Source organism: Haloarcula sp. CBA1127, assembly GCF_001485575.1.
Taxonomy (GTDB): domain Archaea; phylum Halobacteriota; class Halobacteria; order Halobacteriales; family Haloarculaceae; genus Haloarcula.
The window spans coordinates 197,008-218,094 of record NZ_BCNB01000006.1; the positions used below are offsets into that span (position 1 = coordinate 197,008).

Sequence of the window (21,087 nt, forward strand, 5' to 3'; positions counted from 1 at the left end):
TATGGGCTATCACCAGATCGATCCCGAGTCGCTGTCGGAAACGGAGGACTACCCCTGTGACCGGCGCGGCATCTCCGACGCCGCCGAACTCCACGCGCTCCACGCGGCCACCTACCAAATAGCGCCCGGTGAGGACCTCTCGCGGGCCTATCACTACCACGAGACGCGCGAGGAACTGTTCTACGTACTCGACGGCACGCTTCACGTCAAAACGCCCGACGGGGAGTACGTCGTCTCGGCCGACGAGGTATTCGTCGCCGAACCGGAGAGCCCACACCGGGCACACAACCCCGGCGACGCCGACGAGTCCGTTACTGTGCTTGGCGTCGGCGCGCCGCCGACCGACATCGCGCGCCCGTACGACCCCGACACGTAGCGAGGGGCTCGGCGGTTCAGATACGCTTTTCAGCCACCCCGTCACAGTTGCGCCCATGACGAGCAAACAGGCGGTACAACAGGAACTGGTCGACAGCGGCGTTACGGCGGTCCTGCGCGGGATTCCCGAGGAGAAGATGGTCGACGTGGCGACAGCCGTCCACGAGGGCGGCGTCACAGCACTGGAACTGACGGCGGATGCGAAGCGCTGCTCGGACATGATCGCCGCCGTCGACAAGGCGCTCGACGACACCGACGCCATCATCGGGGCCGGCACGGTCATGGACGCCGCCGCCGCCCGCAACGTCATCGAGGCCGGCGCGGAGTTCGTCCTCGCGCCGAACCTCAACGAGGACGTCATCGACGTGTGCAACCGTGAGGGCGTCCTCGCTATCCCGGGCGTCATGACGCCGACGGAGGCCGCCGACGCGATGGAAGCGGGCGCGGACATCCTGAAGATGTTCCCGGCGAAAACGGTCGGCCCGGCCCACATCGGCGCGCTGCAGGGTCCGCTCGGCGACGTCCCGATTATGCCGACTGGTGGTGTCTCGACCGATAACGTCGACGAGTTCTTCGATGCCGGCGCGGTCGCCGTTGGCGCAGGCTCGGCGCTGGTCAACTACGAAGCAATCGAGAACGACGACATGGACGGCGTCCGCGAACAGGCCGCGGCGTTCGTCGACGCCGTCGAGGCCGCCCGAGAGTAGCTCACCCGTCCGGTGGGAAAAGGACCTGATACGGCGTGGGCGGCTTACGCTTCGGTTTCGTTCGCGGTCGTTTCGTTACCAGTCGTCTCTGTCTCGTTCCCGGCCGTGCCGGTCTCATTGCCAGGCAGTTCGGTTTCGTTACCGGGTATTTCCGTTTCGTTACCCGGAATATCTGTCTCGTTTCCAGGTATTTCAGTTTCGTTGCCCGGAGCCTCGGTCCCGTTCCCGGGCAGTTCGGTTTCGTTGCCCGATACTTCGGTCTCATTGCCGGGCAGTTCGGTTTCATTATCCGGCATCTCGGTCTCGTTTCCGAGGGCATCGGTTTCGTTCTCGCCGAATTCCGTCTCGGTATCCATCCCAGTTTCTTCTTCGGTCTGGGCCTCAGTTTCCGTCTGCGACTCCGTACCGGCTTCCGTCATCGCGTCAGTCTCTGCTGGCGTAGATGTGCCCGGCGCTTCGGCACCGCCGTCACCGCCGTCGGACTCCGTACTACCGCCAGTGTCACTACAGCCGGCAAGCGCCACGAGTGCGCCGCCTGCGATTTTGATAACGTTCCGTCGAGATGTGGGTCGTCCCATAGCGTTTGCCCGAAGAGAACCTGGGCAGTTTATGAATGACCTGCTAAGCGTCTGACGGAGAGCCGACAGAACGGATTAGCCACACCCGAAGGTAGAGCCGGTTCGCAAAACAATCGGTTTCAGACCATGATTGGTTCGAACCCGGTATCTCGGCCAGTTCACGGGTGATTCTGCGCTTTGATCGCCCGAACTTCGGTGTGCTGCGGTGTGGTTCGATACTCGGGGTATAATTATTCACACCGTTCCCGAGTGGTTATCGAGTGCATAGGCATCTGCGTCCGCAGGTCGTGCTATCCTGCCCTACACCGTGAGTGAGGCAGCCGTTCCACGGTCAAAACCCACTCGGTCGCCGTTTAGCAACGTAATAACCCGCGAATGCAGTGGTCAGTACCTGGAGCAGTACCCATACCTTCAGGAACTCCCGCAGCCGCAGCTGTCGTCACCGTCGCCTGGAACACGGGGAATCGGCTCACCCCCGTCAGTTACGAGCCGTGGCTTGTCAACGGGGAGATGACGGTCACTCGGGAACGGCTCAATGAGTTCGGGTGCGACATCAGCCGGCGCGACTTGCCGACAGTTGCGTCCGTCAGGCATCGCTGTCTCCTCCATTCACGACATCGTCAGAACCGTCGCGTCGTGCAATTGTATGCATAGGTGTCACGTTCCAATACTGCGTGAGTCAGTGAAGAGCAGCGGTCGACTTCAACGCGCTCCTGTCGGCGAAAACGACCACCCCTCCGCCGATGTGGTGATATTTGCTGCATCGTACGCAGTGTATTCCCGGCGAGAGCGCGCGACCGCCCTGGATTTTCCACAAGAAGGGTCAGCAATAGCTGCTCATAGCCCGGATATTGCAGCAATAATAACCGCGAAGTCCGAGTCCTACTCGCCGATGAGGCTGTCGACGATTTCCTCGGGGTCGAACGGTTCAAGGTCGTCGTAGTCCTGCCCAGTCCCCAGGAAGAGGATCGGCTTCCCGGTGACGTGCGCGACGGAGATTGCCGCGCCGCCCTGCGGGTCGGCGTCAGCTTTCGTCAGAATCGCTCCGTCGATTTCGGCCGCGTCGTTGAATTCGCGCGCCCGGTTGACGGCGTCCTGGCCTGCGACCGCCTCGTCCACGAACAGCGTCATGTCCGGGTCGATGTTGCGGTCGATCTTCTCCAGTTGGGCCATCAAGTCGTCAGAGGTGTGGAGTCGGCCGGCCGTATCGCCCAGTACCACGTCGATGTCGTTGGCCTTGGCGTACTCGACGGCGTCGTAGACGACCGCCGTCGGGTCCGACCCCTGCTCGTGAGTGATGATCTTCTTGTCGAGGTTCTCGGCGTGTTTCTCCAGTTGCTCGTTTGCGCCAGCGCGGTAGGTGTCGCCGTTGGCGAGCACCGTCGAGAGTCCGCGATCCTCGAAGTACTGGGCGAGCTTCGCAATCGAGGTCGTCTTCCCGACGCCGTTGACGCCGGTGAACACGATGGTGACAGGCTTGTCTGCCTGCTGGACGCGCTCGTCGAAGTCGAACTGGCCGACGTTGATGACATCGTACAGCGACTCCCGGAGCGCGTCTCGAACGAGGTTCCCGGTGCTGGAGAGCCGACGGCGGGTCTGGCCCGTGAGGTTCTCCTTGACGCCGTCGAGAATCTCGTTGGCGACGCTCATCTCCACGTCGCTCGACAGCAGCGCCAGTTCGAGGTCGTCGAGGTGGCTCTGCAGGTCTTCCTCCTCGATGACCGTCTTCCCGGTCGCCATAAGCTTCGCCTTCGCGGCGAGGCCGCGGCCGCCATCATCGTCGTCTTCGTCAGACTCCGACTCGGCTTCGGTCGCCGCGTCCTCTTCGGTCTCCGCGGCGTCATCCGGCTGTGACTCTTCGTCGGGGACCGCATCCACGTCTTCGACTGCCGTGGCCGACGCTGTGGCTGACTCAGCTGTCGCCTCGGAATCTGCGGCTGGCGGTTCAGGATCAGCCTGTGGCTGGTCGGTTTCGGCTGTTGATTCCGCCGTGTCGCCTTCGGACGGCTGCGCGTCCGTCGCGGGCTCGGCATCAGTCGCCTGATCGGCCGGCACTTCCCCATCTGCCTCGTCGGCGTCCGGTTCGTCCTCCGCTTCGAGTGCGTCGTCGTCGACGTCTTCCTCGACGTCACTCGTGAACCCGCTGAGTTTGTCCTTCAGTCCGTCGAACATGGCGGCCTTACTCGTCTTCCTGCTCTTGCTGTTGCATCATCTGCTGCATCTGCTGCTGTTGCATCTGCTGGGCCTGCTGTTCGAGCTCCTCCATCTCGGTCTCGACTTCAGCCTTCTCTTCCTGCAGGTCGCTGATGTGGTCGTCCAGCGTCTCCTTCTTGGTTTCCAGCGTGCTGACAGCGCCGTCCTGCTCGCGCTCGGCGGAGTAGCCGCCACCGAGGGAGACGACGACCTCGTCGATGTCCTCGATCGTTGCGCGGATGTAGGCGTCGCCGCCGAGCGGGACCTGCACCGTGGAGCCGGAATCCAGCGTCTCGATGGCCTCGATGGCCTCGTCGATGTCAGTCTGCTTCTCGCGGAGGCGTTCGATTTCCTCGTCGATGGCCTCGACTTCCTGCTCCATCTGCTCGATCTCCTGTGCGACCTGCTGCATCTGACCGCCGCCGCCACCGCCGCCACCGCCCATCATGCTGCCACCTCCTCAATCGTAATCTGCGTGCGCTTGAGGTTGTGCTGGGAGCCGAAGTCGCTGTAAACGCGCTCCTCAGCGACGTTCTCGTTTGGCGCGTCGACCTCCTTCTCGAACTGTTGTGGGCCGTCTCGGGCCGGGAAACTACCGCGAACAGTGTACGTGCTCATACAGGCAGATGCGGGCAGGGTAGGGAAGTATCTTCCCCTTCCGCCTTTTTCGAGTATTGGAGCTATCCGCGACAGCGCCAAGAAATACGCATCGCTATTCAGCCCGAACTGGCGGCGTCCGAACGACCCAGAACCAGATGTTTCAGCACCTATTCGCTGGGTTCTGGCGCATACACCATATCGCCGCCACACTCCGGGCAGGATGGGCGGAGCACACCTGTCGAGTAGTCGCACTTCCGGCAGATGAGGCTGTTCTGGTCTTCCGCGGGCGGTGTTCGCTGGACCATATGTAGTGTTCGTGAGCACACTATATTACTCTTTGACACGACCTGTCATGGTCACTGACCCAGGCGAATTTGTCGGGACGCCACGTATGTCGAGATATGAGCGAAACGACCTACCAGTGTGAGTGCGGCGCGACGCTGCGGTTCAGGCAGGACCTGACGCTGGAGCGGGGCGGGACCAGTCGGTCCTGGGCGTGTGGGGACTGTGGACTGCCCGTCCCGGGCGTGGTGGCGGAAAAGCTCAGCCACCAGCATCCGTCCTGAGCGGTGACAGAGAAGTCGGTCAGTCGATGTAGCCGAGCGCCTGGTCGATACGGCCCAGCTCCGGCCCGGAGGTGTCCGAGCCACAGACGTAGCCGTGGTCGTTGGCGAGCAGCCCGGAGCCGACGAGCGGGCCACCGTAGTTGATGGTTCCGATGTCGGCCGGCACATCGAGGATGTCCTCAAGGGCGTCGAGTTCGCCGTCCGTGGCCTTCGGATGGCAGAGCACGCCTTTGTTGGTGGCGACGGCGGCGGTCCCGACGGTCGTGACACCGGCGATGACGCCGCGTTCGACGGGCACGTCTAGCCCATCCTTGACCGCCTGCACAGCGTCTCTGGGGAGGTCGGGGTGGACGTACGCGCCATAGTCGTTACAGCAGACGACGTTGCCGGCGGCGTTGATCCGGCCGGGTAGTCGCGTCACGGGCACGTCGACGACGTCCTGAATCCGTTCGATTTCGGTCTCGCGGACGCGTTCGGAGACGACCAGTCCGTTCTCGTTGCCGGTCGCGAGCGCGCCGACGGTCCCGGAGCGGCCGACGGTGGTCGGCACGGCTGGAACGTCGAGTTCGTCGCTCAGGTCGTCGAGCAGCGATTCGTCTAAGTCTGGGCGAACCAGCACGCAGTCGTCGGTCGCACGGGCGAACACACCCACGTACGACGACCCGGAGAAAGCCGCGCGGAGCAACGTTACTCTGCGGTCTCTGCTTCGACGATGGCTTCGCCCTCTTCCTCGAAGCGGGCGGCGCGAACACGGATCTTGCTCGGCGTGTTGGCGCGACCGCGGGCCCAGGCCGCCTCGTTGATCGAGGGGTCGAGGCGGACGGCGTCCTCGTCGACAGAGAAGTGTTTGGCGAGGTGCTCGCGGATGAGGATCATCGCCTTGTCTGCGCGCTTGTGGTTCGGTTCGGCTCGCGCGTCTCGGAGCGGGATGGTGACGACACGCTCCTCGAAGTCACTGGCGCTCATTATTCGTCAGTGTCGTTGCGCCGCCAGTGGCGTCGTTTGTGGTTGCGCTGGACCTCTCGGTCCGTCTTGAGCATGACCCAGGCCGGGACTCGACTGTTCTGGTTGTCGAGTTTGGCCAGTCGCTTCTTCGTAGCCTTCGATTTCTTACCCATGGTATGGTGCTTGTTCCGCGCCGTGGTTTAAATTCCTTCCTTTTCGAGCCGGTCACGGCCCGTTATCAGCGGCTATAACTGCGGACGTAGAACTAAGTAGCCTGTGACCCTGATTATCAATGGATGAAGCGCCGGAGATTCCTCCAGACAATGGGTGTCAGTGCGACAGCCGTCGGCTCTGGTTGCATGGGCGGGGGCGGTGAGGTCGTCGTCAGAGTGCAACAGGACGTCAGAGTCAACCCTCACGAGGCGTGGATCAAGGAGGAGATTCCGGACGTATCCGACCCCGGCGGTGAGCTACAGTATATCGTCAAAGCGGACATCCCGTTCAACGTGTACTTTTTCACTGACCGCGAGCAGTTCGAGCAGTACGACGCGTACATCAAGGGCCGAGAGCCCGGCGAGACCCCGCCGGGGAACCCCGAGTTCAGCCAGACAGCGGTTCAGCCTGCGGGGTCGGATATCTATGAAGCGTCGACGGACGACGGCGGCGCGCGGGAGTCACTGGACGAATCCGGGCCGTACTTCTTTGCTGTCGACCATTCGAACTACCGGATGGAAACCCGCGTCGATGACTACGACGACCCGCTGAAGGCCTTCGTCGATCTCACCGTCATCCGGAACAAGCTCCCCTTCTAAACGAACGCCAGCGGCACCATCGCCAACACGCCGACAGCGATGCCAGTGAGTAGTTCGCGTTTGCCTCCACCCGGCAAGCCATCCCCGTACTCCAAGGCCTCGGGGACGAACTCCGTGAGGACAAGGTACACCATCGCCCCGGCAGCGAAGCCGAAGCCAAACGGGAGGAATGCCTTCGCCAGCGTGACGAAGTAGTACGCGATAACGGCTCCGACCGGCTGTGGCAGCGAGGAGAACACTGCCCAGCAGACCATCTTCCACTCGCTGACGCCCAGCGAACGGAGCGGGATGGCGATAGCAGTCCCTTCCGGAATGTTGTGGATAGAAATGGCGACCGTCATGAACACCGCCAACAGCGGGACAGAGACGCCGACGATACCAACGGCGGAGTCGGGCGTGGCCGCCTCCAGTCCGAGTTCTGCGAAGGAGACGCCAACAGCTACGCCCTCCGGGAAGCTATGGACAGTCAAAATGCCCAGAATCAGCAGCAGCTTGGTGAAATCCGCCTGTTCGAACTCCTCTGGAGACTGGTCGAAATCGTCTAGCAGTTCGTGCGCTACGGCGACGAGCCCGACCCCGGCCAGAATACCAGGGACCAGCAGCACTGGCGATCCGTAGGCTAGCCCTTCCCGGACGAGGCCGAACAGCGAGGCGGCGACCATGATCCCCGATGCGAGCCCCCACAGCAGGACGTTCCAGCGGTCGGAGAACTCATCCACCAGGAAAAACGGGATCGCACCGAGCCCGGTGGCGAGGGCTGTTAGCAACCCCGCGACGAACACGAAGACAACGTTCTCGACGGCGACCATATCGGCCCTACGCCGCTCGGACCGATAAAAATTGTCACTAACCTGATTTGTTTTGGCTGGCCTAAACAGGCTGTCAGTACGCCGTAGATAGCTACGCAGGTATCTAATTGACGTCCTCAGCGTGGATACCGTCTATACTACGCCAGCCCTAACGTCATCGTACAGTTCCTGACAAAATTATGGTAGTAACTGTCCGTCTGCACCGTTCGCATAGCACTCGCACCGGGAGCTGTGAGGGACACGCTCACAGCGGCACCGATTCGACGGTCCGGTACGTCGGGCCGTCGGGACCAAGCTCACTCTCTTTCAGTCGGATTTCCGTGACCTGCAGGCGTCCCACATCGGGGTCGTCGCTCTCGACGACGTTCTGTACTGTTTCTTTGCCGCCGGCGTGGTCCATTCTGGCAATAGTCGCGTGTGGCGTGAACTCGTGGTCCGCCGGCTCGAACCCGATTGCGACGGTCCGATCTTCGACGGCTTCATGCAGCGCAGTCAGTTCTGGGCCACCCTGACCGTCGCGAACGCCGACCCAGACAACGCTGATGTAGGACAGCGATGGAAAGACGCCGAGACCACCAATCTCGGCTTCGAACGGCGCGACGCCGCTGTCTTCGACCGCGGTTTCGAGGGCGGCGACGACATCAGCAACCCGGTCCGGCGCGGTGTCACCGAGGAACTTCAGCGTGACGTGGACCTGCTCGGGGTCGGTCAGTCGAAGGCCCGGAACCCCGTCGAACTGGTCCTGAACGGCCGCCACAGCGTCGCCCAGCCCGTCGAGGTCAACGCTGACGAACAGGCGCTTTGACATATTCGAGGGTTGCGGACCCGCCCGCAAGAAAGCAACGGCAAGGGGTCAGTAGCTGCTATGGTCTGGGTCTGTATACCATCGCCAGAGACCGTGTCCGAACCCGAGCACGACTAGTGCGAGCGCGACGCCGAAGAGAGCGGGGATGGCGGTATCGGGAAGTAGACCAAGGGATAGCCGGGCGAGGATTACCGCCACAATCAGGAGGCCCATCTGCGCTCGTTCCCCAGGCGTCTCTGCCGGACTGGACACCGGGCGCCAGAGCGCCGATAACTGCGCGTAGTAGCGTCCGACGAAAGCCGCCAGAACGAGCGTTCCAGCAACGCCCGCTCCAGCGGCGGGCAGTGACAGCAGGGCCGCGTTCGAGGTGATAGCAGCCCAGCCAACGACTGCGAACACACCCCCGAAGAAGACGAGCAACGCGTCTACTGCCAGTGGATCCCGCATAGCCGAGAATTCGGTCGCAGGACACCTAAATCCTGGCGAGCCGTGGACGTAGCCCTTAACCGGATTGGCCGTCAATCAGGTAGTATGACAGACAACGACGACGATCACGCCTTCTCCGAGGGCCAGGGGTTCGACGACCCCTACGAGGGGTTCGATCTCGAACCGCCGGAGTTCGAGGTCGACCCGGACAAGGTCGACCCCGTCGACTCCCGTGTCGTCACCGACCTGCTGGACCAGCGGAATGTCTCCTCTGACGCCGTTGACCCCGGACAACTGCTCGATGTCGGTCTGGAGTATATGCACATCAACCGCCACGAACAGGCCGCCGAGACGTTCGAGCGGGTCGCCCAGTACACGGACGACGACCGACTCAAGCAGGAGGCCTGGACGAACAAGGGCGCGGCCCACGCGGAACTCGAAGAGTGGGACGCCGCCATTGGCGCGTACAAGGAAGCCCTCAACTTCGACGATGAGTCCGACCACGCCGCCACGGCTGAGACGAACCTCGCGTACGCGCTATGGAAGTCCGGCCGCTCCGAACAGGCACTCGAACACGCCGAGCGCGCCATCGAAATCGATCCTCGCTTCGGCGAGGGCTGGTACAACCGCGGCTTCTTCCTGCTCGAACGCGGGCTAGCTGACGAAGCTATCGACGCGTTCGACAACGCCGTCCGCCTCGGCTTCCGCAACGCCGACGTGCTCGAAGAGAAGGCCCGCGCCCTCGAAGAGGTCGGCGAGTTCGACCGCGCCGAGGAGCTTGCCGAGGAGGTCGACGAGATGCGCGAGGAGGCCGAACAGCAACTGCTTGAATGATACTCAACGAACGCGACACCGACGAAGGGTTGCTCGTCTCCGTCTGTGACCCCGACATCATGGGCGAAACGTTCGAGAACGGCCCCGTCTCGCTCACCGTCAACGAGGAGTTCTACGGCGGCGAAACGGCCACCGAAGACGAAATCGTCGATAGTCTCGCCCGCTGTTCGGTCGCCAACATTGTCGGTGACGACGCCGTCAACGTTGCCGTCGAGCACGGCTTTATCGACGAGGAGAACGTCCTCGACCTGGGTGAGACGCGCCACGCGCAACTGCTCTGGATGTAACGGCGGTCGCTACCGCACGCCCGACCCCGACAGTCTTTGCACACGCCCGTCGAGAGTGACACGTATGTATTCTCGAGACCACGCTTTCGTCTCCGTGGCTGTCGGGGCTGCCGGCGTCGCCGTTCTCCCGATCCCGCTTCCCTGGTGGGCCGCCGTCGGCTACGCGGTCGTCGTCGGTGTCGCCATCGATTTCGACCACTTCGCCGTGGCTCGACTGGAGACCGGCGACTGGGACGCGCTCCGCCGCTGCCTCCGCAATCCGAAGATCGTAGTATTCGATCAAGACGAGATCTTCAACTCGCAGGACCTCTGGCCGCTCCAGCGACTCCTCAGTCACCATCTCATCGGCGGTGTAGTCGTGTTCGGCCTCTGGCTCGTCTCCGAGCCGCTGGCACTGTTTACTGCTGTCGTCCTGTACGCCCACGTTCTCGGCGATCTCGTCTGGGACAACTACCTGCTTGAGACCTATCGGGAACAGCACGCGATGGCTGCTGGGTCTGACTCCGAGTAGGACGGTGTGCTCCCGCCGTCGATAGCGGACGACTTCCTGTGTACGGTGAGTTCTGAAATATATTTCATCCATCTGATAACGACCCATTACCGAAGTTATAGCTAGTACTGCTTCTCTTAAGCAGTACACAACATATCCCGAAGTGTCTGACTAGCGAGAAAACACAGACTTTGCTCACCACACCCGTGTGCCGTGGTAGTACGACACACTCATTCGCCGAAAGCAGCCGGCTTCAGGCTGGTTACGCCGAAAGATCTGGTTAACAAAGTATCGGATCACGCAACGAGGGACCATGATCTGGTGGAGGACAGCTGACGGCCAAGCATGAACCTGCCGTCGGTCCCGAAAATCAGTCGCAAGTCCGTTCCAAGAGATGTTGCTATCGCCTGTGTCGGAGTAATTGCCACAGTACTACTCGCGCCACTGGTACTGTTCACAACAGAGATATTTGTTCTCATAGTCCCGTTATGTGGTGGGGTTGCTGGTCTGACATATCTGGCGGGGTGGCGTCGAACCGCCGAATCACGCACGCACACGACAGCATCCCTGGAAAAGAACGCGGTACGAGTCGGAGAGACAGTTGTCATCATTGGAATTGGAGCTCTGGCGTTGCTTGGGGCACTCCAGAACGGCCGGACGATTCAGTTCCACCTCTTGAGCAGCGTCATTGGCTCAGCAATCATTGTACAGATCGTTTTCGCCAAGACATCGGCATTGCGGCCCCGGGTCGTGCTGGCAGAACTACTCGGACTCCTGCTCGTGATCCAGTACACCGCCCTGCTGACCACTCCAGGGTTTATTGGCGTCGACACATGGGTTCACGTAACCCAGTTCATCGCGGACATACAGTCCGCCGGAACAACCGCTGCCATCTCCGAATCCAAGTATTCGGTGGCACCGGTGTATCATATACTCGTAGTCAGCGGGGCGGCACTGTTCGGGTCCAGTCTCCGGACAGCGATGTTTGCAAGCGCCGCACTCGTCATTCCGATAACCCCACTCCTGGTGTACAGTACAGCCCGGTATATGCTGGCAGTGCGTGGCTCACTTCTCGCCGCAGCGTTGTTCACGATGAGCGACTACATGTTGCGTTGGAGTATCGACGTTATCCCGAACAGTCTGGGTCTCGTCTATTTCGCCGCTGTCCTGTTCGGATTAACGAAGCTGTTCTACACCGACACCCGACGGCCACTGTATGGGCTTACGCTGTACTGTTGTCTCTCGGTCGTGCTGGTCCATCAAGTGTCGACATTCATCGTCCTTACACTGCTTGGTGCCGGTGTTGTTGCCAAACTCGTCGCAGACTATACTGACTATCTCAGCGGCGTCGCGGATCGCGTCCCCGCAGAGATTCCAACGGTAAACACGATTGGGCTGTTCGGCACGACGACGGTGCTGGCAATGGGGTTCTGGTCGGTTACGCCCTATGGAGACCAATCATTCATTGGTCGGATGATTGTACTGCTCAGCAGCGACCTCTCGGGTGCCGGCTTCCTCAACCTGCGCAGCAGTAACGACGCCAGTGGAGAACTGCCCACCGCAATCGTTCAGGAGGTCCCCACCGCAGTGACCCTTGTTGACGCAATGGGATTCTCGATCCTGCTGTGTCTGCTGGTGCTGGGACTACTGGTGTTACTCCAGCGACACCGTCTCACCCAGCTATCCGCTATATTTGTTGTCGGTGCGGGGCTTATGCTTGTATTCACACTGGGGTTACCGCTGTTTGGCGTCAACGTCTTCATTCCGGATCGATGGTTCGCGTTCCTCTATGTCCTGATGGCAATCGTTGGCGTATTTGGCCTGCGGTACGTTACACGCCGTTTTGAGACCCGAACTGTCGTCGCCTGTATGCTACTTCTCGCGCTTGTGTTCCCTGGGTCAGTCTTCGTCTCACGGAAGGCGACACTTGAGAATCCTGCCTTTGAGGAAGCGTACCCGCGGTACTCACACACGGAATCGGAGCTGGCTGCGGTGGAATCGATCTCAGCACTCCGGCCACAGGACCGGAGTACAGTCGTAACCGATCATCCCTACCGGATGTTGTTTCCACTCTGGCAAAACCAGTCGTCGCGACCGTTGGCGTACGACTCCGATAGCGGCGGCTTTGCAAGCAGAGACCGGGTGTACCGTCGCTACCAGTCCACTGGGTCGCCAATAATCACTGCGAATGGTCAGTTCAGAAAAGTACAGCTTGAAAGAGAACTCGTCTGTCCGTCTGATTCCGCTGTAGTTTACACCAATGGAGCGGTCCAGTACTGCCGTATGTTCGAGGTGTCAGGGTAGCTACCAATGATTCGCACACTGTGTACCCGGCTGCTACGCCGGACGGGACCATACGCCGATCTGCTACTCGTCGCCAGCTATACGACCGTGGTGGCTTCAGTGTTGCAGTCTCCAGAATGGATGGGACCGACAGCACGGATCCCCGTCGCCCTGCCAGTGTTACTGTTCGCGCCAGGATATGCGCTGGTCGCTGCAATCTTCCCGACGTTGACTGTCGAATCAGTCACGAGCGATGACAGAGCCCCGCCTACACGACCTCGTAACCGGCTAAACGGGCTTGTCCCGGTTGAACGCGTGACACTCGCGGTTGTAGCAAGCGCATCGCTACTCCCGATGGTACTGTACGGACTATCGCTAGTGACTCGGATACGCCTCTCGCTGATCTGTGCTGTCGTCGCTATCGTAACAGGTGGGTGCTGTGCCATCGCTGCGAGTCGGCGGCCTGTTACAGACTGGGAACCGCCAGAAGCCGGCGGGCTCGGACGCGAAGTGCTCGGTATCGAGTCTCTTTTCGACGTGTTACCGGTCCTGGCTGCTGTCGTTGCAGTTGTACTGGTCGCTGCCGCTGGCGTAGTGGTTCTTGACGGGAACGGGGAAACGGCGAACGCCGAACTCGCAATCGGGACTGAGAATGCTGCAGGGAATGTAACTATCGAGGACTATCAGGGCGTTTACTTCCCAGATGATACGGGGAACTACACAGTCCAGATCGAACACCACGGCGATGCACCCCGGGAGTACACGTACGTTGTCGGCTTTGAGCGCCAGTTGGAGAACAGCTCCAAGTCCTGGTCAGTCAGGCAGCGGACATCTGTTACCGCTCAACCGTCAACTCCAGTAACAGACGGGGTGAGCGTGCAACCCGGTGGGCCACCGGGTAACGGAACCATCGTGGTTCTCCTGTATGAGGGACAGGCCCCAGAAACACCGACGCGGGACAATGCGCTCAGGGCAGTGTCAATTCCCGTCGAGGTCCAGTCGTCGTGAGCCACCACGACTGCGATATCCGCAAACTCTCAACAACTAATTCGAGTATAACTTACTGTGCATCGCTTGCAGAGATACCAGACGCGTATGCACCGACTGATACTGGCCCCCGGGAAACCCAGTCCATTGACGACAACGTCAACGAGGGAGACAACTGATGAGTAAACGAGTCCTGTTTAGCGTCAACCATCCCGCACAGGTCCATCTCTTCAAACAGGCCGCCCAAGAGCTCGAAGCAGAAGGTTTCGAGACGCTCGTGGCTGCTCGTGAGAAGGAAATGACGCTTGATCTGCTTTCGGCCGAGGGACTGGACTACGCCACACTTACTACTGAAAGCGACGGGCTGGTGGAGCTGACGGCTGAGCTCGCCAAGCGAGAGCGGCGGCTCTACAATTTGGCCCGTGAGTTTGATCCCTCGGTAATCGTCGCGCGGCTGGCCCCACCAGCGGTCCACGTCGCCACTGCTCTGGGCTGTCGGAACCTTGTGTACATGGACACAGTTCTTCGCCCGCGGACGGTTCGACTGCTGTATCACGGACTCACGCTCCCATTCGTCGATGATATCTGTTCACCACCGGGACTGGATTTTCACGTTCCGTTTGGACGGTCGCACACAGTCGGATTTCAGGAGCTAGCGTACCTTCACCCCGACCGGTTCAATCCGGATCCCGAGCGTCTACGAGCCCACGGTGTCAACCCAGATGCGACCTACACCGTGGTCAGACTGGCGGGCTGGGATGCGTACCACGATATCGGTGAAAAGGGGCTCGACGCGGCTTCCAGGTCACAGCTTGTTGAGCAACTCTGCGATCAGGGAGAGGTGTATATTACCTGTGAAGGGGAATTACCATCCGAGTACGACCAGTATCAGCTCACTGTCCCGCCGCATCTGGTCCACGATCTCCTCTACTTTGCTGACCTCTATGTCGGTGATTCACAGACGATGCCAACTGAGGCTGCCCTGCTGGGAACACCAGCTGTCCGAATAAATTCCGTTGTCGGCGATAATGACATGCATAATTTCCTTGAACTAGAAAGGCGGGAGCTGCTGTACTCGTATGCGGATGGGAAAGCGGCTATCGACCGGGCCGACTCCCTGCTGGCTGATGACGACGAGGAGCGCTGGGAACGCGAACGTGAACGGCTCCTCGCACAGCAACGTGACGTGACGGAGCACATGGTCGAGCTTATCCGTACTGGGGGTTGACTGCAGTGAGAGTGAACCGGCTCACCCACCACCTGTCCCATTGGTATGTATCTGTTTCAATGGCTACGCGCCATGCTATAGCTAAATAATCTCCCGCTAACAAATGGATGCCGGCGTAGTCCACGAGGTACTGGTGTTGCTACATGGAAGTTAGAACGGCCGTCCTGAAGTTATTCTCCGGAAATATCGCACTCGCGATTATTGAGTTCGCGGCGGTTGCCGGATTCACTCGGGCCATGGGTACCGCAGCTATTGGCTCGTTTTTTCTTTTTCAGGCAGTCATTGGGATGCTCAATATCCCTGCTGATCTGGGCGTCTCAAAGGCGGTTGAAAAACAGCTTTCTGCTACTGCTCCGATGGGCGAAGTTCTCGGATCAGCACTCGCGGTAAAGACACTGCTGCTGCTGCCGTGGCTGGTCGGTCTGGCAGTATTTGCCCCGTATGTGGAACAGTATGTCGGCATCCCGGGCGTTGTACCCATACTGGTTGCAGGTCTCATCATCAGACAGGGTCGAGGGCTTGCGCTGCGCCTGCTCGCGGGGGAACTACAGGTTGATCGGAACGCAGCGGTGAAAGTACTCGGAAAGCTGACCTGGGTTGCAACGAGTGCCGTTTTCGTGGTAAATGGCATGGGTTCAACTGGCCTCGTTCTCGGGTTCGTGCTCGGCGACCTCGCGACCACGCTCGGAGCCATGGCTCGGCTCGACGTCAGCGTTGGCTGGCCCCGGCTGGACCGGGCGCGTGCACTCGTCGGGTTCGGGCGGTACCTGTTCGTTGGGAGTGTCAGCGGAATCGTCTACGAGTGGATCGACGTGGCGATCCTCCGTCTATTTGTCCCGGTATCGCTTGTCGGTGTCTACGAGATTGCCTGGCGGGTTGCCGCGGTCGCACTGCTGTTGACTAACGCTATCCGCACATCGTTATTCCCACAGATTTCAAAATGGCACGAACGGAATCGGTTTGACCGCATTGAAGACGCCTTCCGTACCTGGGTTCAGCTATCGCTATATGCGACCATTCCAGCGTTCGCCGGCGCAGTCGTCCTTGGCCCCGACCTTTTGACAACTATTTTCGGAAGTGCGGCTGCTGCGGGCTATCCTGTGCTGGTCGTGTTTATGCTGGAGAAGATTCTCCGGTCAGTACAGCTTGTTGTCGGCCCGGCGCTGTACGCAATGGATGCGCCGCAACTGGGCTACCGGGGTAGTGTCGTCGCCATCGGTACGAACATTGTACTCAATCTTGCGCTCATTCCTGTCTTCGATATCCGTGGGGCAGCGGTCGCAACGACTCTGAGCGCGGCGGCGGCGGCCGTAGTGTCAATCTATTACGTGCGGCAGTTCGTCCGCATTCCGCTCCCCCGTACACGAATCGTCTGGAGCGCTGTCGCGGCTGCACTGATGGCTGGTACGGTTGCACTGGTGATACGTCTCTTTGATCCCGGCTGGCTTCGTCTCAGTGTTGGACTCGGGGTTGGTGTGTTGAGTTACGGCGGGCTGTTGTTGGCTAACTCCGGTGTCAGAATCCAGTTACGGCAGGCTATACGCTCGCTTGGCTGGGCGTAGCAGTTGGGAACAGCACCGCGGCGTGTTTGTTGACAACGGTATCCCAGTCATGCGCCTCGGCGGTCTCTCTGGCCGTGGTCTCTGTTTGACTGGCGAGAGCCGGATCATTGAGACACTGCTCAATCGCCGAGCAAAGCCCTGTTGCGGTTCCATCGTACAAGATCCCATTGTGTCCGTCTGTAATCAGTCGCTGGTGTGGTGGAATATCCGTTGCCATGACGACTGTCCCGGCTGCCATGTACTCAAGAAGTTTCGCCGGGAAGCTGATCCGATATGACTCGATGTCCTCTAGCGGAGAAATGGCCACATCAGTCCGGGTCAACAGCTCTGGGACGTCACTGTGTGGCACTCGTCCGTACCAGACGATCTGGTCAGCCACTCCCAGCTGCGCAGCCTTTGCCTGCATTGCATCAATGTAACCGGATTGGCCATCACCCGCGATATGGAACTCAAACGCCACACTACACTCTGCAAGCGCCTCAATAACATGTGGGAGACCCCTGGCAGCGCCAAGCGAGCCGACGTATGTCACAGTCAGTGGTCTAGAGAAGGAGTCACTGGTCTGTCGCCCGTCAGCTGGCTCGAACGTTTCAGTATCAACACCCATCCCAATGACTGCCGCCGACGAGAGATCAAGCCCGTACTCCTGTTCGGTGACCTTGCGGATCCCTTCGGTCAGACAGGTTATCTGGTCACACCGCTGCAAGACCACCTTGACCGCGGCGGCGTACCCGGCCCAGATCATGACGGAGAGACGCTCTGCGGGCGACATATCTGCCTGTCTAGACGTGACAAAGTCACGCTTCTGTCGGACCGGAACCACCTGAAGACCAGCGACAAAGCGCGAATCGCCGGCAATAGCGCCAACCCAGGCCTGAACGAGGGTTCGCTGGAAGCCATAGGTTGCGTCGAATCGGTGCCGAGCCCCGAGTACGGCCGCGTACAGTGTGGCAATGATAAAGAACGCTATCGTCGAAATGAGGCGGGTGTTACCGGTACGGAGTGGATGGTATACGACTGATGTGTTACCGCTATCCCCAGCATCGTGGTCTTTGTCGGCGCTACAGATGACATGAACAGTGTGCGCGGCTGCAAGCTTTGTTGAGATATAGTGCGGGACGGTCGCGCTGAACGGTGACCTGACATCACGGTGATGAATCAGTAGTAGAGAGCGACGCTGTGCCATCGGTTCAGGAGTTACAGACCCACTGGTGCGGGTTGAGTGCGTCGTGTGGTTATTCCTGCTATCATTTGCATCGAACGTCTCCGGTCGTGGTGATAAGTAAAGGGGAGTTATGCGTATACAACCCGGTGCCCGCACGGGAAGTCAGCAATATCCACCCGACCTGACGCCGGTAAGGTGCGTATTATATAATGTCCCAGACACCGACAGGCGGCAATGACTGGAGGTCAGCGGACGCGACGGGGGTTTCTTAAAGGGACCGCCGCTACGGCCTTGACAGTCGGTATTAGCTATCCCGGGACTGTCACGACCCAGTCGCGATTTGAGACCGTCATCAACGCCATCGCAGCGGGCGCAGACCCCGATGGGTCGAAACGGGTCGACAGCGTCCTCAAGGGGTACACCGATGATGATACCCTCATTGAGTTCCCCGAGGGCACATACCGTCTCGGCTCCCTCAACGTTGGCCCGGTTCGTAACTTCGGTCTACGAGCGAAGCCCGAGGCACGGGTGTTGTTTGAGCCGGCGACACCAGCCAGCGAGCAACAGTCACTGATGGCATTCGAGGGTGTTGAGGACCTCCTTTTACAGGGGCTGGCATTTGACTTTTCACGAACGGGATTCGGAAACACTCTCAGGGTGATTGCCAATGGAGACTTTCTGGTTCAGGACATTGGACTCCGTGGTCAGTTGCCGGATCAGGACCGGACGACACCACACGTCGGGTTCCGGTTTGACGTGCGCGATCCGGATGCAACAGGGGTTGTGAGGGATGTCACTGCCCCTGACGGTGGACATCAAGGGGGAAACGGCGTTGGTATCTTCGTCGGCAAAGACCACGCGGGAACGCTCCGGTTTGAGAACTGCACTGTCGCCAACTTCCCCAATAACGGGCTCTACGCCTCCGCGCCGGGCCGGAGCAGTCAGAATTATACAGGTCGTGACGGCGTTGTACACGTCAAAGGCGGTCTGTACGCGAATAACAATATCGCAAACGTTCGGCTTGGATCAACCGGATCAACGGCTCACGGAGTCACGGTCCGCGTCGATTCGGTGCCACCACATCCGTCATTGGAGAAGCTAAACGTCCGAGGAATTAGGCTACGTGCCCAATCCGGACAGTTCGTTAGCGACTGTGACATCACCATCACTAGCGATGCAGGCCCCGGATTCGGTGCCATCGTCTATCACCCCGACCACGGCTCTTCGACCGTGCGCAACACGACAATCCACGTCGACAAAGACGAGTACAATGCGGTCAGAGCCGTCAGTGGGGACAGTGGCGGCACCGGGGCACCAATTACGCTCCAGAACGTTAGTGTGACTGGCGATGCAGCCGGCGGTACTGCCGTTGTTATCGCCGATCGAGACAGAACAGTACTGCGGGACTGCGTAATCAAGCAGTCGGGAGCGGGGCGGGACGGAATTAGGTTCACCAGTGCAGACAGATGCCTAGTGACCGACTCAACTATTCAGGTTCCTGGTGAGCCGCTTTCTCTCGTAAATTCATCTGTGCGGAAGGATCGGCTTACTGTGTGAAACTGTGACAATAAATTGAACAGTAGCTGGTAGTTACCTGGTCCAGAAACATGTGGTAGCCGTAATCACGCTTTATTGCATTATTAGTAACGTACTCGTGAATGGTCGAAAAGAGACATATACTACCCCACAGTTATCGTGGGGCCAGTTCATGTGCGGACTCTGCGAAAGAGGGACGATCACTACTGACACGGAGACAACTACTGGGAAGCGTACTCGCTGCAGGTGCATTGCCGATGATCCCGAAAGCACTTGGGATACCATCTTCTCGCAATCTCGAAATCATTTCAACGGACCAGCAAAGCGAGACTGGTTCCCTTGACGTGGACTACGAGTTCACAACAACAGGCGAGATCGTCCCGGTGAATAACGGCAAGAACGCCGCAGAGGCCAACGACAGCGTCGAACGAAACGACGACGAGACATGGACTGCAATTGGACAGACGGGCAATGGGTTCGGCGATAGCTACGAGATTAACGGTGTCGTTACCGATTTTAGTGCCAGTGGAAACTACGAAATCCGGCTGAACGGAGAGGTGATTACAGTCTCGGAGCTAGTTGCGCCTGCTGACCATTTCGTTGAGATACAGACCACCGAAGACCCTTCTGAACTTGACTACGAACTGACGACGACAGGTGAGCCGATTCCGTGCACTGGTGATACGGAAGATGTCGCCGATGACAATGACAGCATCGTCCGTAACGACGACAACACCTGGACTATTGACGGATATACTGGGAACGGCTACGGCGACCAGTACTACTTTTCGGGTGAGATTGTCGATTTCGGGCCCGTTGAGACATTCGCTGCAGTATACGTTGACGGGGAGCAGATCGACCTCTCGCCGTTTGAACAGTCTCCAGAGCCGGCTGCAGAGATCGGCGGCGGGGACAGTTATACGAACACGGTTCCTGAGTCAGACGCCAGCTACGTGGTCGAGACTCTCTCCGAGTTGCTTACTGCACTGGATGCTGCCGGCCGCGGCGACATTGTCTACATTGCTGGCGACGCTACCATTGATGCCTCGCCAGTTACCGGCACTGACCGGCTAACTGTGCCTGCGGGAGTAACCCTCGCTTCTAACCGGGGTATCGACGGCGCGTCAGGTGGCCAGATCTCCACCGGGGTCACCGATTATGAACACCTCATGGGTCTGGGCGAAGACGTGCGATTGACAGGACTCCGGATCAGTGGACCCGAAACCGGATATCGGGAGTACAGTACACCGGTATCCAGCGGCGTCACGGTCGAGGGAACAGGCTGTGAAATCGACAACACCGAGCTATGGGGATTCAACCACGCAGCACTCAAACTCCGAACATCGACACATATCCATCATTGCCACGTCCATGATAATCCGATGGGCGGACTGGGCTACGGTATCCAGTGTTTAGACGGAGACAACACGCTTATAGAGTACAATCGGTTCGACTTTAATCGACATTCAGTTGCGAGTGGGACCGGACAGGCCGGATATGAAGTCCGATACAATCACTTTGGTGGCACCGAAACACCCTCGTATCAGGTCGGGACACACCAGCCCGGTGGGACGACGCTGTTGATCCATCATAACACCTTCACGCCCCTCCGTCACGTTGGCCGGCATCCTGAGGAGCCGGGCACACACATCAGCATCCGTGGCGTCCCCGAAGACCGCGGTGAGATCCACCACAACTGGTTTTACAACCCAAAACAGCCATCGGCGGGTCGAGGAAACGAGGCAGTTATCCAGCCACATGTCGAATCGTTCGCCAACCTTCGTTTCGGAAACAACCACTACGGACAGAACATTCCTGACAGCAATGTAGGGTGTCCTCGACGCTAAAAACAGGCTAAGGAGAACGTTACTAACACCCTAGATTCTGAAGACACCGCAT

Annotated in this window: 27 protein-coding genes; 14 read left to right on the forward strand and 13 right to left on the reverse strand. The window is 59.5% G+C overall.

Features of this window, described 5'->3' with window-relative positions:
• The first annotated feature begins 1 nt into the window (after position 1).
• Together AV059_RS05650 and AV059_RS05655 are read left to right on the forward strand one after the other, a co-directional pair.
• Entirely contained in the window at positions 2-376 is a 375-nt protein-coding gene (locus AV059_RS05650) for a cupin domain-containing protein (protein WP_058992919.1), read from the forward strand.
• Between the two features lie 55 nt (positions 377-431).
• Positions 432-1,082: a bifunctional 4-hydroxy-2-oxoglutarate aldolase/2-dehydro-3-deoxy-phosphogluconate aldolase gene (locus AV059_RS05655; RefSeq protein WP_004964639.1), complete on the forward strand. Its 651-nt coding sequence runs from the start codon at positions 432-434 to the stop codon at positions 1,080-1,082.
• A 44-nt stretch (positions 1,083-1,126) separates the two neighbouring features.
• Here AV059_RS05655 and AV059_RS05660 read toward each other — a convergent pair whose 3' ends face one another.
• From AV059_RS05660 to AV059_RS22285, 6 genes are all read right to left on the reverse strand, one after another.
• Positions 1,127-1,660, reverse strand: coding sequence for a hypothetical protein (locus tag AV059_RS05660; RefSeq protein ID WP_058992922.1), 534 nt, complete (start codon positions 1,658-1,660; stop codon positions 1,127-1,129).
• A gap of 411 nt (positions 1,661-2,071) precedes the next feature.
• Positions 2,072-2,254 (reverse strand): hypothetical protein, encoded by a 183-nt coding sequence (locus tag AV059_RS05665; RefSeq protein ID WP_058997461.1) that lies wholly within the window; start codon positions 2,252-2,254, stop codon positions 2,072-2,074.
• Positions 2,255-2,542: 288 nt separating this feature from the next.
• The gene (gene ftsY, locus AV059_RS05670; protein ID WP_058992923.1) at positions 2,543-3,832 is read right to left on the reverse strand and encodes a signal recognition particle-docking protein FtsY; all 1,290 of its coding nucleotides are present in this window, start codon (positions 3,830-3,832) and stop codon (positions 2,543-2,545) included.
• A 7-nt stretch (positions 3,833-3,839) separates the two neighbouring features.
• Positions 3,840-4,301, reverse strand: a complete 462-nt coding sequence (gene pfdA / locus AV059_RS05675; protein ID WP_188852004.1) for a prefoldin subunit alpha — start codon at positions 4,299-4,301, stop codon at positions 3,840-3,842.
• A complete protein-coding gene (gene rpl18a / locus AV059_RS05680; protein WP_004594032.1) occupies positions 4,298-4,471 on the reverse strand; it encodes a 50S ribosomal protein L18Ae in 174 nt (57 codons plus the stop codon). Before rpl18a ends, pfdA begins: the two co-directional genes overlap by 4 nt.
• Positions 4,472-4,620: 149 nt before the next feature.
• The gene (locus AV059_RS22285) at positions 4,621-4,758 is read right to left on the reverse strand and encodes a hypothetical protein (RefSeq protein ID WP_004964651.1); all 138 of its coding nucleotides are present in this window, start codon (positions 4,756-4,758) and stop codon (positions 4,621-4,623) included.
• Positions 4,759-4,854: 96 nt separating this feature from the next.
• Between AV059_RS22285 and AV059_RS22290 the strand changes: the two genes are divergently transcribed.
• Positions 4,855-5,019: a hypothetical protein gene (locus tag AV059_RS22290; RefSeq protein ID WP_195156625.1), complete on the forward strand. Its 165-nt coding sequence runs from the start codon at positions 4,855-4,857 to the stop codon at positions 5,017-5,019.
• A 19-nt stretch (positions 5,020-5,038) separates the two neighbouring features.
• Here AV059_RS22290 and AV059_RS05685 read toward each other — a convergent pair whose 3' ends face one another.
• The 3 genes from AV059_RS05685 to AV059_RS05695 are packed head-to-tail and all read right to left on the reverse strand — an operon-like array spanning position 5,039 to position 6,137.
• A complete protein-coding gene (locus AV059_RS05685) occupies positions 5,039-5,704 on the reverse strand; it encodes a translation initiation factor IF-6 (protein ID WP_058992926.1) in 666 nt (221 codons plus the stop codon).
• Between the two features lie 2 nt (positions 5,705-5,706).
• Positions 5,707-5,985, reverse strand: a complete 279-nt coding sequence (locus tag AV059_RS05690; protein WP_004964660.1) for a 50S ribosomal protein L31e — start codon at positions 5,983-5,985, stop codon at positions 5,707-5,709.
• Complete coding sequence (locus tag AV059_RS05695) at positions 5,985-6,137, reverse strand: 50S ribosomal protein L39e (protein ID WP_004518346.1); 153 nt, start codon at positions 6,135-6,137, stop codon at positions 5,985-5,987. Before AV059_RS05695 ends, AV059_RS05690 begins: the two co-directional genes overlap by 1 nt.
• 186 nt (positions 6,138-6,323) lie before the next feature.
• Between AV059_RS05695 and AV059_RS05700 the strand changes: the two genes are divergently transcribed.
• On the forward strand, positions 6,324-6,776 hold the full coding sequence (locus AV059_RS05700) for a hypothetical protein (protein WP_058992928.1): 453 nt from the start codon (positions 6,324-6,326) through the stop codon (positions 6,774-6,776).
• On the opposite strand, the gene AV059_RS05705 is transcribed toward AV059_RS05700, so the two are convergent.
• From AV059_RS05705 to AV059_RS05715, 3 genes are all read right to left on the reverse strand, one after another.
• Positions 6,773-7,585, reverse strand: a complete 813-nt coding sequence (locus AV059_RS05705) for a ZIP family metal transporter (RefSeq protein ID WP_058992930.1) — start codon at positions 7,583-7,585, stop codon at positions 6,773-6,775. The two genes, AV059_RS05700 and AV059_RS05705, sit on opposite strands and share 4 nt — an antisense overlap.
• A gap of 244 nt (positions 7,586-7,829) precedes the next feature.
• Positions 7,830-8,393: an RNA 2',3'-cyclic phosphodiesterase gene (gene thpR, locus AV059_RS05710; RefSeq protein WP_058992932.1), complete on the reverse strand. Its 564-nt coding sequence runs from the start codon at positions 8,391-8,393 to the stop codon at positions 7,830-7,832.
• 45 nt (positions 8,394-8,438) lie between these two features.
• Positions 8,439-8,837: a hypothetical protein gene (locus AV059_RS05715; protein WP_058992934.1), complete on the reverse strand. Its 399-nt coding sequence runs from the start codon at positions 8,835-8,837 to the stop codon at positions 8,439-8,441.
• 84 nt (positions 8,838-8,921) lie between these two features.
• Between AV059_RS05715 and AV059_RS05720 the strand changes: the two genes are divergently transcribed.
• The 8 genes from AV059_RS05720 (at position 8,922) to AV059_RS05750 (ending at position 16,487) form a co-directional block, all read left to right on the forward strand.
• Positions 8,922-9,650, forward strand: coding sequence for a tetratricopeptide repeat protein (locus AV059_RS05720; protein ID WP_058992937.1), 729 nt, complete (start codon positions 8,922-8,924; stop codon positions 9,648-9,650).
• Positions 9,647-9,937, forward strand: coding sequence for a DUF424 domain-containing protein (locus tag AV059_RS05725; protein ID WP_058992938.1), 291 nt, complete (start codon positions 9,647-9,649; stop codon positions 9,935-9,937). The genes AV059_RS05720 and AV059_RS05725 overlap by 4 nt, the downstream gene beginning before the upstream one ends.
• Positions 9,938-10,001: 64 nt before the next feature.
• Positions 10,002-10,448 (forward strand): hypothetical protein, encoded by a 447-nt coding sequence (locus AV059_RS05730; RefSeq protein ID WP_058992940.1) that lies wholly within the window; start codon positions 10,002-10,004, stop codon positions 10,446-10,448.
• 609 nt (positions 10,449-11,057) lie between these two features.
• Entirely contained in the window at positions 11,058-12,731 is a 1,674-nt protein-coding gene (locus AV059_RS05735; protein ID WP_228841751.1) for a hypothetical protein, read from the forward strand.
• Positions 12,732-12,737: 6 nt separating this feature from the next.
• A complete protein-coding gene (locus AV059_RS05740) occupies positions 12,738-13,718 on the forward strand; it encodes a DUF1616 domain-containing protein (protein WP_079990733.1) in 981 nt (326 codons plus the stop codon).
• Positions 13,715-13,876, forward strand: a complete 162-nt coding sequence (locus AV059_RS22295) for a hypothetical protein (protein WP_195156626.1) — start codon at positions 13,715-13,717, stop codon at positions 13,874-13,876. Before AV059_RS05740 ends, AV059_RS22295 begins: the two co-directional genes overlap by 4 nt.
• Positions 13,876-14,925: a DUF354 domain-containing protein gene (locus AV059_RS05745; RefSeq protein WP_058992947.1), complete on the forward strand. Its 1,050-nt coding sequence runs from the start codon at positions 13,876-13,878 to the stop codon at positions 14,923-14,925. The genes AV059_RS22295 and AV059_RS05745 overlap by 1 nt, the downstream gene beginning before the upstream one ends.
• Before the next feature lie 143 nt (positions 14,926-15,068).
• Positions 15,069-16,487 carry an oligosaccharide flippase family protein gene (locus tag AV059_RS05750; RefSeq protein WP_058992949.1) on the forward strand — a complete coding sequence of 473 codons (1,419 nt, stop codon included), beginning with the start codon at positions 15,069-15,071 and terminating at the stop codon, positions 16,485-16,487.
• On the opposite strand, the gene AV059_RS05755 is transcribed toward AV059_RS05750, so the two are convergent.
• On the reverse strand, positions 16,462-17,259 hold the full coding sequence (locus AV059_RS05755; RefSeq protein WP_369815289.1) for a glycosyltransferase family 4 protein: 798 nt from the start codon (positions 17,257-17,259) through the stop codon (positions 16,462-16,464). The two genes, AV059_RS05750 and AV059_RS05755, sit on opposite strands and share 26 nt — an antisense overlap.
• Before the next feature lie 627 nt (positions 17,260-17,886).
• Between AV059_RS05755 and AV059_RS05760 the strand changes: the two genes are divergently transcribed.
• Entirely contained in the window at positions 17,887-19,209 is a 1,323-nt protein-coding gene (locus tag AV059_RS05760; protein WP_058992954.1) for a twin-arginine translocation signal domain-containing protein, read from the forward strand.
• 236 nt (positions 19,210-19,445) lie between these two features.
• Complete coding sequence (locus AV059_RS05765) at positions 19,446-21,035, forward strand: right-handed parallel beta-helix repeat-containing protein (RefSeq protein ID WP_228841752.1); 1,590 nt, start codon at positions 19,446-19,448, stop codon at positions 21,033-21,035.
• Positions 21,036-21,087 lie beyond the last annotated feature (52 nt).